The 14,237-nt window shown below is 61.5% G+C and carries 11 protein-coding genes; 2 read left to right on the top strand and 9 right to left on the bottom strand.

Translation table 11 applies throughout. From position 1 onward, the window contains the following. Nucleotides 1-187 precede the first annotated feature (187 nt). Complete coding sequence (locus LAN37_15910; protein MBZ5648695.1) at nucleotides 188-535, top strand: STAS domain-containing protein; 348 nt, start codon at nucleotides 188-190, stop codon at nucleotides 533-535. Between the two features lie 327 nt (nucleotides 536-862). Further along, nucleotides 863-2,488 (top strand): hypothetical protein, encoded by a 1,626-nt coding sequence (locus LAN37_15905; protein MBZ5648694.1) that lies wholly within the window; start codon nucleotides 863-865, stop codon nucleotides 2,486-2,488. A gap of 28 nt (nucleotides 2,489-2,516) precedes the next feature. Here the strand turns inward: LAN37_15905 and LAN37_15900 are convergent, their stop codons facing one another. The 9 genes from LAN37_15900 to LAN37_15860 all read right to left on the bottom strand — a co-directional run bounded on the left by LAN37_15900 (nucleotide 2,517) and on the right by LAN37_15860 (nucleotide 14,233). Further along, nucleotides 2,517-3,185: a hypothetical protein gene (locus tag LAN37_15900; GenBank protein ID MBZ5648693.1), complete on the bottom strand. Its 669-nt coding sequence runs from the start codon at nucleotides 3,183-3,185 to the stop codon at nucleotides 2,517-2,519. Nucleotides 3,186-3,618: 433 nt separating this feature from the next. Further along, nucleotides 3,619-4,095 (bottom strand): DUF4149 domain-containing protein, encoded by a 477-nt coding sequence (locus LAN37_15895; GenBank protein ID MBZ5648692.1) that lies wholly within the window; start codon nucleotides 4,093-4,095, stop codon nucleotides 3,619-3,621. 22 nt (nucleotides 4,096-4,117) lie between these two features. After that, the gene (locus LAN37_15890; protein MBZ5648691.1) at nucleotides 4,118-5,077 is read right to left on the bottom strand and encodes a MoxR family ATPase; all 960 of its coding nucleotides are present in this window, start codon (nucleotides 5,075-5,077) and stop codon (nucleotides 4,118-4,120) included. Nucleotides 5,078-5,136: 59 nt separating this feature from the next. Then, complete coding sequence (locus LAN37_15885) at nucleotides 5,137-5,997, bottom strand: zinc metalloprotease HtpX (GenBank protein ID MBZ5648690.1); 861 nt, start codon at nucleotides 5,995-5,997, stop codon at nucleotides 5,137-5,139. Nucleotides 5,998-6,081: 84 nt separating this feature from the next. Next, a complete protein-coding gene (locus tag LAN37_15880; GenBank protein ID MBZ5648689.1) occupies nucleotides 6,082-7,341 on the bottom strand; it encodes a carboxypeptidase regulatory-like domain-containing protein in 1,260 nt (419 codons plus the stop codon). Further along, complete coding sequence (locus LAN37_15875) at nucleotides 7,338-7,637, bottom strand: hypothetical protein (GenBank protein ID MBZ5648688.1); 300 nt, start codon at nucleotides 7,635-7,637, stop codon at nucleotides 7,338-7,340. The genes LAN37_15880 and LAN37_15875 overlap by 4 nt, the downstream gene beginning before the upstream one ends. Then, nucleotides 7,634-8,080: a cytochrome c-type biogenesis protein CcmH gene (locus LAN37_15870; GenBank protein ID MBZ5648687.1), complete on the bottom strand. Its 447-nt coding sequence runs from the start codon at nucleotides 8,078-8,080 to the stop codon at nucleotides 7,634-7,636. Before LAN37_15870 ends, LAN37_15875 begins: the two co-directional genes overlap by 4 nt. 104 nt (nucleotides 8,081-8,184) lie before the next feature. Further along, complete coding sequence (locus LAN37_15865) at nucleotides 8,185-10,203, bottom strand: heme lyase CcmF/NrfE family subunit (protein ID MBZ5648686.1); 2,019 nt, start codon at nucleotides 10,201-10,203, stop codon at nucleotides 8,185-8,187. A 901-nt stretch (nucleotides 10,204-11,104) separates the two neighbouring features. Further along, nucleotides 11,105-14,233, bottom strand: a complete 3,129-nt coding sequence (locus LAN37_15860; GenBank protein MBZ5648685.1) for an N-6 DNA methylase — start codon at nucleotides 14,231-14,233, stop codon at nucleotides 11,105-11,107. Nucleotides 14,234-14,237: the final 4 nt, after the last annotated feature.

Raw genomic sequence — 14,237 nt, 5'->3', positions numbered from 1 at the left:
AGCCCCGCTAGGCACACGATGGCGCGAAGCCGTCGGTACGTCAAGTAAATAATCGTGTGCTAAGGCGATTTATCGGAAGTTATGGCCCTGAAGTGCCATAATCGCGCCTTGGACTCGCAGCTTCTTGCGGAGGTGCGGTTCCGCACCCTGGAACCGGCAGCGAAGCGGACACCAAGGGGGATTCCAAGTGACGATGAAGGCGAGCACACGGCAGATGGATACCATCACCATCGTGGACCTGAGCGGACGCATCACCCTCGGCGAGAGCAGCGTTGCCCTGCGCGACACCATCCGCGAGCTGGTCGGCAAGGGCAACAAGAAGATCTTGCTCAACCTCGGCGAGGTCACCTACATGGACAGCTCGGGGATCGGCGGGTTGGTCAGCGCCTTCAACACCGTCCGTGACCAGGGCGGCGAGCTAAAGCTGCTCAACCTGACCAAGAAAGTGCACGATCTGCTCCGGATGACCAAGCTGGACACCGTCTTCGACGTCAAGGACGACGAAGCCACCGCCATCGCGGCCTTCACCAAGTAACCTTGGGTCCCCAATAGAGGCGTGCAGCCTAGCCTGTCGGCAGCACGAAAAAGCCCCCACGGCGGCCACAAGAGGGCACTGGTGGCGAAGGAAAAGCGCACACTTGTGATAAGACGATTTATCAACAGTTAGGCGCGGATACTCTGCCGCGTGACCACCGTCACTGCCGAAAACTCCAACCAACACTACCGTTTACGCAGCTTCGGGACCGGATCCGGGCGGGCCGTGAGGAGAGGCCTCCCATGCAGGCCACCCTTTCACATTACCGCATCGTCGAGAAGCTGGACTTGGAGAAGATCGTCAATGCCGAGTAAAGGGCGAATCTGGATGCTGCTGGTCCTGCTGGCCCTGGTGCCGCTAGCTGTCCGGGCCGACCAGAAGGACGACCTGAAGAAGAAGGGCGATGCCGCCGCCGCCGCAGGCAGGCTCTTCGAGGCGAGGGACGCATACTGCCAGCTCGCCCGCATGTCCCCGAACGATCCGCAGGCCAAGACGATGTGCTCGGCCATGAATGACCGAGCCGGCCAGGTTGTCCTTCTGAAGAATAAAGGCGATGTTGCCGCCACCGCAGGCAGGCTCTTCGAGGCGAGGGATGCTTACTGCCAGCTCGCCCGCATGTACCCGAACGATCCGCAGGCCAAGATGATGTGCTCGGCCTTGAATGACCGAGCCGACCAGGTTGTCCTTCTGAAGAAGAAAGGCGATGCCGCCGCCGCAGGCACGCGCTTCGAGGCGAGGGACGCATACTGCCAGCTCGCCCGCATGTACCCGAACGATCCGCAGGCCAAGGCGTTGTGCTCGGCCATGAATGACCGAGCCGTCCAGGAGAACAACCTGAAGAAGAAGGGCGATGCGGCCGCAGCAGCGGGCAGGTTCTACGAGGCGAGGGACGCCTACTGCCCGCTCGCCGACATGGACCCGAGCTATCCGCAGGCCAAGATGCTGTGCTCGGCCATGAAGAGGGAAGCGTCGAACGAATACGCGCGCTGCGACACTCGCTTCTACGAAGCCTCGAAGCTCCTCGGCCAGAACAAGTTTGCTGATGCTCAGCAGACGCTGAAGGCCATTGAGCCCGGCTGCAAACGGTACGACGACGCCCAGCAGATACTTGCGCAGTTACTTACAGTGAAGCCCCTGCCGGTGAGGATTCGAGGCGACTTTGAGTCGATCGCATCACTAAAGCTGCAGGAGGGGAAGACGGCATACAGCACGAACAATTTCATCGCCGCGAGGGTGGCTCTGAGTCAGGTTCCTGGCTCAAGTTCAAAGGCTGGCGAAGCTCTGGACCTGGTGAACAAGATCAAGCAGTACCAAAATGCAATGGCAGTGGGCAGCGAACTGGCCCAAAGCCGGAACATCCGTGAGGCGATGGCCGCCTTCGCGAAGGCGCAGCAAATCAAAGCTGATGGTCCCGGCAAGAAGATGGTGGAGCGGTTCCTGCAAGATTGTCTTTACGACAACTCGCCCACGAAGATGGCGGTGGGTAAAACCGAACGCATCCAAGTAGGTTTAGACCAGAGGAGGGAGCCCTATGCAGCCAAAAGGTTCCCTGGCCGCGGTACGGAGCAGGTCGAGCAGATTGGGGATGGGCCGCTCCTGACAGTTGTGTTGAAAGGCTCGGGATTCGACATTAAGGCGCTGAACGACGCCGAACAGCGTATCGAATGGGATGGGCATACCCTGTGGGCGTGGAACGTCACGCCCACCAGCCCGGGCAAGCAATCCCTCGCCGTGGAGGCGTCCTTGCGCTTGAAGCCCGGCTTGGGTGAAGCGGCAAGGAATCGTCTGCTGTCGGTACGCGTCATTGACGTGCAGGTCACCCCTGCGTCCCTGACGAGAAGGATCCTTCTTCATTACTGGCATCTCTGGGTGGCTGGCGCGCTTACGATCATCGTTGTGGTACTCGTACGCGCCCGCATGTCGGGTTCGAGGCGGGACGGGATGGCTTTATGAACGAATGCCAGAACGGTACATCGGGTGGCTACTCCAAGGGCGTGCCGGACTGAAGGCAGTGGTCGCCGCTGCCATCCTCGCTGAACCGGATGTCGCCTGATTCGTCGCTGCAGAAGGCGCGAATCCCAGTCTCGCCGACCCTGATGGGTACTGCGACCGAGCGATAGGTGGTGGCCGGCGTTCCGGAACATTGGGTGAGCCGGAAGGTGAATCCACTCTTCGTGCCGCTGGTCAGGACGGAATCAAGGAGGTCGGCCGCCTGGGCGCTCGGTGGCCCCGACGCCGGCGGCCCCAGCGCCTTCAGATCACAGGTGAAGCCGACGCTCGGGTACGTGGACTGGTAGGTCACTTGGGCAGTGTTGATGCTGCGCACTGATCCGACCGCGGAGGAGTCGTTCATGGAGTGGCCGCGAGGCCTCCTGGCGGACAGTACGAAGGCAAGCGCCACGGCCACGACGACTGCGATGCTCGGGATAACCACTAGGCGTCGGGGCCTCGGCTCGGCCGACATCCCGTACAGGATACGGACGGGCACCAGCATATACGCCAGCACCCCGAGTACCGGCAGGTAGAGTTCCGGATATCTAGGGAAACTGCCTAACGCCACCGTCCCAAACAAGTCTGCCGCTAGGGCAAGAAAACTCACGACGATGGCAACGACCAGGGAGCTTCTGTGCGGCGGATTGCTACGGGCCATCCAAAGGATGAAAGCGAATGGGCCGGCAAGGCAGAAGAAGAGCAGCAGTGAGTTTCGCCCGGGACCACCTGACTGAAGAACCTCCAACCCAACAGCCCCCAGCGCCCACAGCAACAGCGCGCCGTACATGATCCGGAACGCCCACAACCAGGGGCCGCTGATGCGTGGGGGGGCGGCAGTCTGGGAGGGTTGCTCCATTTCAGTACCGAACCGCCCGTAACCCTACCCGGCCCAAAGGACGCCTGTCAGTGAGCGTGGTCACTTGGCACGACTTGGGCAAATGACGAGGTTAGGGGCACCGCTCCCAATAAGGCAAACTAACTGGCGATAACAGCCCTTAGCACAAGTTTGCGCTTTTCGTTCGCCTGCTGAGCGGGCCGGGGGGGGTGCGGCTGATCGTCGCTTCTGTCTCCAGGGCGGCCAGAATTCAAACTCACGACAGCCGACGGGCGGTCAGAAACAGCAGGGCCAGCCCCAAAAAGAAGACACCGCCTTCCAAGCGCGTGGACCACGCGTGCAGCTGGTTGAATTCGACCCTGCGTGGATCGTCCTGCGCGACGTCGTCGATCTGCCCCATGCCGGCGCGCAGCGCCTGCATCCTGGGCGAGACCCCGAACTGCGATGCCAGCGTCAGCGCCAGCATGGCGTAAACGACGATGTGGCGGGCGGCGAAGGGCTGCGCCGCACCGTGCGTGGCGCGGGTCCAGATCATCGAGGTGATCGCGAACACGACGCCCGATACCAGCCCCATCCAGTGCAACGCGGCCAGGGAGCGCGTGACCACCGATCCCGCCAGGTGTCGCGTGGGAAGCACGCTGAACACCGTGGGCGCGACCACGAAGGAAAAGAAGATGATGCCGCCCAGCCAAGCCACCAGCGAGAGCAGCATCAGAAATCGTACGATCGCCATGAAGCTATCTTACCTGCGGAAATCAGACGGGGACGGGCACGCCCTCCACGATCTCGCGCAGGATCTGCTCCGACTGTTCGGATTTCTTGAGCGTCGAGGAGTAACGCGCGTTGACCACCACGCGGTGGGCGAAGACCGGGACAGCAAGCGTCTTGAAGTCTTCCGGGATGCAGAAGTTGCGGCCGTCGAGGTAGGCCATGGCCTGGGCGGCGCGGTAGAGCATGAGCGAGCCCCGCGGCGAGACGCCCAGAGTGAGCGACTCCGACTCGCGCGTACGGCGGACGATCTGCAATGCATAGTCGGCCAGCGCGTCGTCGACGCGGACGTTCTTGACCTCCTCCTGCACAGCCGTGACGTCGGTCGCATTCATCGCCGGACGCACTGTGTCGAGCTGTGCCGCGCCCACCTCCGAGCGCAGGATCTCGCGCTCGCTGTCCGGCTCTGGATAGCCCATGCGCACGCGCATCAGGAAGCGGTCGAGTTGCGACTCCGGCAGCGGATACGTCCCGTGGTGCTCCACAGGGTTCTGCGTTGCCACCACCAGGAAGGGGTGAGGGAGTGCATGCGAGTGGCCGTCCACGCTGACTTGGCCTTCGTTCATGGCCTCCAGCAGCGCCGACTGCGTCTTGGGCGTGGTGCGATTGATCTCGTCGGCCAGCAGCACGTTGGCGAACACCGGGCCAGGCTTGAATTCGAATTTCTGCTCGATGGCGGAATAGATGGAGATGCCCACCACGTCGCTGGGCAACATGTCGCTGGTGAACTGGATGCGCTGGAATGTGCAGTCCAGGGCGCGGGCCAAGGCGTGCGCCAGCGTGGTCTTGCCCACGCCGGGGACGCCTTCGATCAGCAGGTGCCCTCGGGCGAAGACCGCGACCAGCGCCAGCCGCAGGATCTCCTGCTGCCCGCGGATGATCTTGCGCAGTTCTGCCTCGAGTTGAGAAGCTTGCGTGGCTTTTGCTGGCGTAGTGGACGGATGCATCTGCTCAGGATTTTATCGTCCTTGCCGACTCCTGACTACTGACTCCCGACCTCCTGCCGTTAGTACTGGAGCTCCGCCGGCCGCCCGGTGAGGCGCTCGATGCGCTTGGCGATAGGCGGATGGGTCGAGAACAGGCTGGCAAAATCCATCCCCAGCAGTGGTTGGACGATGTACAGATGCGCCGTCGAGGGCGATGCGGCCATCGGGATGCGTTTTGAGCATGCATCCAGCTTCTGTAGCGCGCTGGCCAGGGCGTACGGATTTCCGGTGAACTCCGCGCCGGTGTGGTCAGCCTCGTACTCGCGGGAGCGCGACACGGCGAGCTGGATGAGCATGGCTGCGATGGGCGCGAGAATGAGCATGAACAACGCGCCCAGGCCGCCACCGCGGTCGCGTTCCTCACGACCTCCCATTCCTCCGAACAACGCGCCCCAGTATGCCATTCGGGCCAGCAGAGTGATGGCGCCCGCCAGGGTCGCGGCGATCGAGCTGGTGAGAATGTCTCGATTGCGCACGTGTCCGAGTTCATGTGCCAGCACGCCTTCCAGCTCCTCGTCACTGAGCAGGGTAAGGATGCCCTCGGTGACCGCCACTGCGGCGTGCGCCGGATTGCGCCCGGTAGCGAAGGCGTTGGGCGACTCGTTGGGGATCACGTAGATCCTGGGCATCGGCAGGCCGACCTTTTGGGTCAGCCGCTCCACCACTTCATAGACGCGCGGCAGTTGCTCGCGCGTGACCGGCTGGGCATTGGACGCCGCCAGCGCGATCTTGTCGGAGAAAAAGTACGAGACAAAATTCATGACCCCAGCGAACACTAGCCCGTAGTACAGTCCGTTCCGGCCGCCCAGCCATTCGCCGGCGAGCAGAAACAATCCAGTAAGTAGGCCCAGCAGGGCGGCGGTTTTGAGTCCGTTTGCCATAAGTTTGCCTGTCTATGTAGATGCTATCGGACGGCGGGAGATTCGAGAAGGAAGCCGCGGCATTCCCGCCGTCGGAGCCGCCGCTCAGCTCTTGCCGGCTTGCCGTGCTGCGGCGCGCTGGATGGTGACGTCCAGGGCGGCTCGCGCCTGGGCGTACTCCTGCTGCGAGATGCGTCCATGGTGGCGGTCCATCTCGAGTTGGAACAGTTCTTCTTTCAGGGCATCGAGAAGAGGATTGCCGTTGCTGCTGCTCGGACTGGGCCGCGCCGGCGCCAACGAGGGTGGCAACTCTCGGACAGCGGCGCGTGCAGGAGCTTCCGCCGGCTGGGCCGGCTGACGCGTCGTGGCCCAAAACGCGCCCACGGCGAGCACCACGGCCAATCCGCCGAGAATGAACCAGCGATACTGATGAAGCGGGTCAGGTGTCTCCTCGGGCGCGCCCAGTCCTCCGCCCGGACGTCCGCGCTGGGCCGCCGGCCCGCCGCTCCGTCCGGCCGAGGCCTCTTCCGTTTCCTGGATCTGTCCCGTCCCGGAGACCGTGAACGCAAGTTTATCGCCGGGCTTGATGCTGCTCGAGACTCGCACCTCAGCGCCGTTCTCCGAGGGCATAGGCTGGAAATGCGCTCCCGCTGCGGGCTGGAACTTCATCGACGACGGCAGCATCACGACCAGGTGTTCGAAGGAAACGAGCGGCCGCGGTGTGATCGTCGCCTGACCGGCGTAGGGAACGTGATAAGAAACCTGAAATCGCGTTTCCCCGGGGCGCAGCGGGAAGACGAAGGCATAGCGGCTTTTCTCGCTCTGGGGCACGGGGGCGGAATTCACCGGCTGCCCGCCCGGCCCTTGGGCCAGCGAGCCTTCGACCTGCGCGCCTTCCGGCAAATAGAACTCGAATGCCTGGTCGCTCATCTGGGTGCGCGGGGGCTCCGACATGTTTCGCACGGCGTACAGTTCGGTGACCTGGAGCGTGCCATCCACCGCTTGGAGGCGCATGATGTTGACCGTGCCGGCAATGCCTTCGACCTTGGACGCCGCTTCAAACACCTGCACGTCTGCGGTCGTGGTGCCCGGCGGCACCATCGCGAAGTAGTTAACGCCCCGGTGATTCACCCGCACCAGGTGGGGACCGCCGTCGTCGGTGACGTCGAACTTGAAATCTCCGCTCGCCGACACCTTGGTGCGTGCCGCTTCCTGCATGCCCTGCGAGAGCGCCAGCAGAACGACATCGTCCCCGCCCTGCGGCTTTTTTGTGGTGCCATTGGTGACCTTGCCGGTGAGCGTGGCCGCGGGAGCAGCGATGGTCAGTGCCAGCACGCAGGCCAGCCAGGAAATGCGAAACTTCACGCGGAGACTCCTTTTCCGTCCTTACCGCCCTGGGGCTGTTCCAGCCGGTCGATCTCAGCCAGCACCTGCGCCGCTTCCTCTTCCAGTTGCGCGCGCATGCTCTGGTAGTCGCTTTCGGGGAACTTGCCCGCTTTGAACTCGAAATTGAGGTCGCGCAGGTTGTCGTAGACGACTTCCTTGCGCTCGTGGAGGTAGAGCAGCCGCGTCTTCTCGGGCGAGGCCTCGACGTGTTCCTCGATCCCAAAAATGAAGAAGAGCAGGATGGCGGTAAGCATGGCGCAGAGCACGCCGATCATAGTTCAGTCTCCTGGCGCGCCCGCTCGCGATACTCGTCCAACTCCGCGGAGGGCGCAGGCCCGGACGCGGCGGACGCGGCTAGGGCGGGCTGGCGCGACTTCCAGACTCGCACCACGTACACCACCGCGAAGATTCCCGCGCCCAGCGCGGCAAAGGGCATGATCCAGGCCACGCGGTTGAATCCGGTGGTGGTGGGAGCGGCGAGGACAGTGGCCCCGTACTTCTGCACGAACGCCTGCAGCACCAGGTCGTCGGAGTCGCCGCGCTGCAATGCCGTGGTCAGCTCGTCGCGCATGCGTTCGGAGTAGGTACACCCCACATGATTGCATTCCAGCAGGATCTGGTTGCAGCCACACTTGCACATCATTTTGTGGCCGAGGTCTCTGAAGCGCGCATCGAAATCGGACGCGCCCAGAAGGAATATGGCCGCCAGTCCGACCAACAGGACCTGGAGTGTTCTCTTCGCGGTAGAGGTCCTTCGACTCGCGCGCCAACCCCGAGCGCGCTCGCTCAGGATGACACCTCTGGATTGTTTTGCCTGTGTCATCAGTCACCCACCTCCACGGCCGAGGCGTGGGAGCGAGCCGGTTGCTTTAGCGTGACCGCGGCTTGCACCGGCACCAGCGCGATCGCCGTCCCGAAGATCACCCCCCACACGCCCACCCAGATCCACATCACCAGGGGGTTCAGGTGCGCCTTGATGATGGGCCGGTCCTTCTCGCTCTTGCCGGTATAGACCAGATAAAGGTCTTCTTTGAGCGTGGAGCGGTTGGCGACGATGGTCGCGGTCTGCTGGCTGGCCTTGAAGAAACGGCGCTCGGGATAGAGGGTGTCGATCTTCTTTCCGTCCTTTATCACGTTGATGATGGCGGACTCGCTGCCGTAATTCGGGTTGTCGTCCTGGGTGTAGGAATCGAGGACCAGGGTGTAGGCGCCGATCTGCATGCTGTCGCCGGTCGCGAGTTCCTTCTCGGCGTCGGTGTTGAAAGCGGCGCCGGCGAAGCCGATCATCATGATGACCACGCCGACGTGGACGATGTATCCGCCGTAGCGGCGGGTGTTGCGGCGCGTGAGCTGCACCATCGAGGCGAAGAGGTTCTGTTTCGTCTTCTCGCCGATGACGCGCGCGCCGCGCAGGAACTCGGAAGCCACCGTCGCCATGACCAGCACCGAGAGCGCGATGGTCATCATGGAGTAGAACTGCGAGATGTCCTGCCAGGGCTTCCAACCGAGGGGGATAAGCGCGACCGCAGCGGCGACGGCGATGATGGCCGGGACGGTGAAGTTGCGCTTCACGCTCTCCCATGAGGTGCTGCGCCAGGCGAGCAGCGGGCCGACCGCGGTCAGCAACAACAGGAAGAGCGTGATCGGGATCATCACCCGGTTAAAGAATGGCGGCCCGACCGTGATCTTGGTCCCCTGCACCCATTCGCTCAGCACCGGGAAGAGAGTTCCCCAGAGAACGGCAAAACAGGCGGCAAGCAGCGCCAGGTTGTTGAAGAGGAAGCTCGACTCACGCGAGACCAGCGACTCCAGCTTGTTCTCGCTCTTGAGGTGTCCCCGGTTGCGCACGAAGAAGAACATGCACACGGCGAAGGTCAGGGCCAGGAAACCGGAAAACCACGGACCGATCGAGGACTGCGCGAACGCGTGCACCGAACTGACCACGCCGGAGCGGGTGAGGAACGTGCCGAAGATGGCCAGCATGAAGGTGGCGAAGATGAGCCACATGTTCCACATCTTCAGCATGCCGCGCTTCTCCTGCATCATCACCGAGTGCAGGAAGGCGGTGCCGGCGAACCAGGGCAGGATGGAAGCGTTCTCCACCGGGTCCCATCCCCAGTAGCCGCCCCAGCCCAGCACCGAGTAAGCCCAATGCATCCCGAGTGAAACGCCGCAGCTCAGGAACAACCACGTGACCATGGTCCAGCGGCGCGTGATGTGGATCCACTTCTCGCCGGGATACTTCATGATCAGGGCCCCCAGCGCGAAGGCGAAGGGGATGGTGAAGCCCACGTACCCCAGGTAGAGCATCGGGGGATGGATCACCATCTCGGGATACTGTAGCAGAGGGTTCAGGCCGTTGCCGTCGGGCGGGATGTCGCCGATCATCATGGCGAACGGGTTGGCGGCGAACGTGATCAGCAGGGTGAAGAAGACCTGCACCGCGGCCACGATCACCGACGCATGCGCCACCAGGCGTGTGTCCACCTTGTGGCGCAGGCGCATCACGAAGCCGTAGGTGGAGAGCAGCCACGCCCAAAACAGCAGCGAGCCTTCCTGCCCAGACCAAAGCACGCTGAATTTGTAGGCCGGCGCCAGGTCCTTATTACTGTGGTGGAAGATGTAGGCAACGGAAAAATCGTTCTGGAAGCAAGCCGCCACCAGCGCCAGCATGGCGCAGGTGAGGGCGATGAAAACGCCCATGCCGGCGCGCCGGGCGGTGTCGCCCAGGCGGTCCGCATTGGGCATGCGCGGGCGCAGCAGAACGAGCGCCCCCGCCAGCAACGAATACACGCTGAGCGCCAGGGCGAGGAGAAGGGAGTAACTACCGAATACTGGCATGAACCCCCGAGTACCAAGCCATTGTTTCAAATGCTGGGGAGTCGCGCAAATAGCCGAACCGGCAAGGCACAGCTCAGCCGTCCCACATCTGGTTTGAGTAGGGCACGTGTGCTGCCATCGGCGCGCACGCAGATTCAGTCACTTACCGGACATGCCTGAGTCTTTTCGCCCCAGGGTGGGGCCGAGTCCGGCCAGGGACGGCACAAATTCATTCACTGCGGATCAACGCACAAAACCCACGGACACATGGAGAAGCTACTTAGGCTGGCGCTGCTGCTGCAGGTCGCCGGCGGCTTCGGCAGCTTGAACTCCGAGAGCAGACAACTCTTGGGCTACGGCTATGAACTGATGCTGCCGCGATACCCGCATAGACTCGGGAACGGAACATAGGTCCTCAATGTCACGTTCGCAATGATGCGCTTTGTCTTCGATTGTTAGCATCTTCCCGTGCAATTCCGTAGAGAAATGGGCGGCTATGGTCAAGGCGCTTGTCCATCTAGGGGGTAGGAGGTCCGGTTTGGTGCCGCGAGCAAGGACTCCCCCGGAGACTAGGCGACTTGCCCAGTGGTGCGCGTTTGCCTTTAAGCCTTCCAGCGCTGTTCTGATCTCGGCAATTTCCGTTTGGGTAGGCTGACTACGCTCTTTTTCGTGTCTTAGGGCGGCCACTGTGGCTTCGAGCCCGTTGTCGCGCCTGTACTCGTCTAACCATGCTTGGTAGCAGGCAGCCACAACTGCAATCACACAGACGGAGACGTAATACTTCGCTGAAAGCGCCTTTTGCCCGACGTGTTCCCATACTCCAAGCCCTGCGACCAAGACACTGCCGGTTACAAGGGACACCCAATGTCGAAGGACAGAGCGCAAGAATTTGAGGAGATCGTCCATACCGAACAAGCGCCTGTTACGCCCCCGCTGCTTTGGCTTCGTCGATGACGAACTCGGGGAGGGATTTGACGATGCGGACGGTTTCGAGGCTGACGGTGATGACCTGCCCGATCAGGCGCACGATGTACTCGGGGTCGTCCTCGCGGTTGGGATCGTTGCGGATGCCGCTGCGCTTGTCGGTCGAGACCTGATACTGGTCCACCACCCACTCCAGCGCCGAGCGGTTGCCCAGGCGGTACTCGTAGCACTCCGGCGGGATGCCCTTCAGCGTCAGCCAGTCGTTATAGATGAGGACCGTCTTTTCTTTGCTCGGGCGCATCTTCTGCACACGCCAGTTTAGCTTCTCCTCCGGGTTCTCGACCCGCTCCAACGGATACTCCGGCTGCTTCTCGTACTCGACGTGGATCTCCGCCAGCCTCCGCCCCGCCTTCACAAACTCCCAAAATGCCGATGTATCATCCCGAGTGGGCTTCAGCCCCGACGGACCTGCTTTTACGAACGGTATCCTCGGTAGCTCCCGCTTCAGGTTCGCCGCATACCTCTCGCGGTATGTCGGGTGATGCAACACCGAATAGACGTAGTGGAAAATGTCCCACTTGGTGATTTTCTTGTCGCCGTAGTGGCTGCGGAACTGCCCCAGCGCCCAGTCAGTGATGTTCTCCCGGCGTTTCGTGCTATTCCCGTTTTCATAAAGATAGAAGGGACATGTAACCGTTCCGCAGCCGGGGCTCACGAGGTGCAGATCTGGGATGCTGCCAGTCACCATGCACATAAACGGCCGCTCCGATGCCGGGCCAGTGAAACAGATCGCGAGGTTTTCAGCAGAATTGGATGGGAAGATGGAGGGGATGAGAGCGACTTCCTTGTTGTATGTCCTCCCCGTGTACAAGAACATCCGCGTGAATGGCCTGTACAAGGCAGTACCTATGTTCGCTTCATTAAAGGCGATGTGCTTGCCCCGTCGAAGGTCGCGCTTTGCATTTCGCGTCCATTTGATCTTGGTCTGATCCGAAGCGACGAATGCGTCTACTGCCACGGTTCGATCAGACCGGAGCCATCGATCGACTTCTCCGTTGTAAGCCTCAGCGAAAAGGTTTGCTGTTCTCTCTACCTCCTTCGAGTTGAAGTTGTAGACCCAGGCGTCCCGGCCTGAGTCGTTTCCATTACTGCTTACGAGAAAAACCTCTTCCGAACTTCCCGCACCGCCACCTTTGTGTGTAATGGGGACTGACGCCGCAACCGCCTCGGGCATCTGCTTGAGCCAGTTCCGCTTATCATTCGTTTTCGTCCATGGGACGTTTGAGTAGGAGCACGCGGCTTCCAGGTATTGATACTTCTGCTCCTTTCTCCAGTCGGCCTGAACCGCGCTGTAGAACACCCCTGTTGTCCCCGGCTGTCGGAGGGGGTTTCGCAGAAACAGGTTGATGCTGACGCCGACCTGAATTCCGAACACGTTGTGGGTCGTCCCTGACAGCCGCGGATTCTTCCGAACATTTCCGCCGAGATCCAACACGTAGATCGAGCTGAAATCCTCGGCAAGCGCTTGGCGCATGCCATCAGCCGCAAGCCCCTCGACAAAACCGCTGTTGGTCACCAGCGCAACTATGCCTCCTGTTCCAATGCGGTCGGACGCCCAGCGAATCGCCTTCACGTACGGGTCCGCGAGAGCACTTCTGTTCGTTGCCGTTGATGTTTGGGAATACGTCTCGCTAACCCGCTCGTCGACTGCCGGATACTTGCGGTTCTTGTTGTTGTCGTTCTGATCGACCTGCCAAGCGTTATACGGCGGGTTACCGATGATCACGAAAATCGGCGCCTGCTTCTGTTTGCGCACGCGCTCAGCATTCTCCTCGTTCATAAATGCCAGCGCTCGTTGCTCCGATTCCGCTAATTCAAACGTATCCACAAGGCAGATTCCGGTAAAGGGTCTGTACTCCCCCGTCCTATCCAGGTACTCGTGTTCGATGTTCATGCTGGCGATGTAGTACGGCATCAGCATGACTTCATTGCAGTGCAGCTCGTGCTCGTACTTGTAGGGCAGCGCCGATGTCTTGATCTCCTTCATCACCCGCACGATGAAGTTCCCCGTGCCCACGAACGGGTCGAGGATGTGCACGCCTTTGTCGCTCAGTGATCTCCCGAACTCCTTTTTCAGGATCTCCTCCACGCTGCGCACCATGAACTCCACGATGGACTGCGGCGTGTACACGATGCCGAGCGTGTCCGCCTCTTTCGGCGAGTAGCCCTGGAAGAACCGCTCGTACACGCTGTTCAGGAACTGCTGCTTCTCCGAGTAGCCCTCGGCGCTCTCCGCGTTCAGCTCGATCGCCCGGTAAAAATGGTCGAGTCCCGCGAGAAAGGCATCTTTGTTGAAGGCCTTCGATGTGAGGCTGTCAATGACCTTCTCGATTTCCTGCGCGATAACGTTCCGCCGACTGAAATCCGGATTGTCGAAGACCTTGCGGAAGATGCGCTCGGTGAGCAGGTGCTGGATCAGCATCCCCTCGACCGCGTCCTCCGACAGATTGGGATTGATGGCCTGCCGGCACAGGGCGTAGAAAGCATCGAACTTGTCTACGAACTTCTTGTTGACACGGCGTTCGTTGTCGATCAGTTCCTTGGCGGCTTCGGCAATGGTCGGCAGTTGCGCCTTGAAGTCCTTGACAGCAGCTTCCCATTCCTCGTGATGCGGCCGCTCCCACTCGAAGAACGTCTTGAGCAGCTCGACCAGGTTCTTGGCGTCGGAGATGTCCTCGTTCAGCCCCTGGCGAATGCCGCTCTGGTAGAGGATGGCGCGTTCTGGGGCCTGAAAAATGATGTTGTCGCGGGGATAGCCGAGCCCCAGCTTGTGCTTGACCTCCTTTTCGAGGTCGTCGTGGCTGTCCTTGGCCTCCCAGGCGCCCATGCGCAGCTTGAAGGTATCGAGCACCGCGCCGTCCACGCGGATGGGCGACTGTCCCTTGCGCGGGATGGAGTACTCCGGGACGAGCGTCCACTTAAACTTGCGCGCGCAGTTCGAGAGCAGGAACTGAAAGGCCGAACGGACCGCCCCTTCGTGGTCGATTTGGAGCTGGTCGAATTGCCCCAGCGCGGCGTAGTAGTTCTTCACCGCCGCGTGCGTCGGCTTGAGGTCGAGGTGCTCCAAAAGC

It is taken from the genome of Terriglobia bacterium, from assembly GCA_020073495.1.
In the GTDB taxonomy this organism is placed as follows: domain Bacteria; phylum Acidobacteriota; class Terriglobia; order Terriglobales; family Acidobacteriaceae; genus JAIQFD01.
The sequence above is the reverse complement of the archived record's forward strand: the minus strand, read 5'-3'. Positions and strand labels throughout refer to the sequence as shown.

What these genes read in the sequence shown, in the direction of transcription:
- LAN37_15890 (MBZ5648691.1), bottom strand. Translation starts at nt 5,077, where the DNA reads ATGCATCCGTCCACTACGCCAGCAAAAGCCACGCAAGCTTCTCAACTC.
- LAN37_15865 (MBZ5648686.1), bottom strand. Translation starts at nt 10,203, where the DNA reads ATGCCAGTATTCGGTAGTTACTCCCTTCTCCTCGCCCTGGCGCTCAGC.
- LAN37_15885 (MBZ5648690.1), bottom strand. Translation starts at nt 5,997, where the DNA reads ATGGCAAACGGACTCAAAACCGCCGCCCTGCTGGGCCTACTTACTGGA.
- LAN37_15875 (MBZ5648688.1), bottom strand. Translation starts at nt 7,637, where the DNA reads ATGATCGGCGTGCTCTGCGCCATGCTTACCGCCATCCTGCTCTTCTTC.
- LAN37_15905 (MBZ5648694.1), top strand. Translation starts at nt 863, where the DNA reads ATGCTGCTGGTCCTGCTGGCCCTGGTGCCGCTAGCTGTCCGGGCCGAC.
- LAN37_15900 (MBZ5648693.1), bottom strand. Translation starts at nt 3,185, where the DNA reads ATGGCCCGTAGCAATCCGCCGCACAGAAGCTCCCTGGTCGTTGCCATC.
- LAN37_15895 (MBZ5648692.1), bottom strand. Translation starts at nt 4,095, where the DNA reads ATGGCGATCGTACGATTTCTGATGCTGCTCTCGCTGGTGGCTTGGCTG.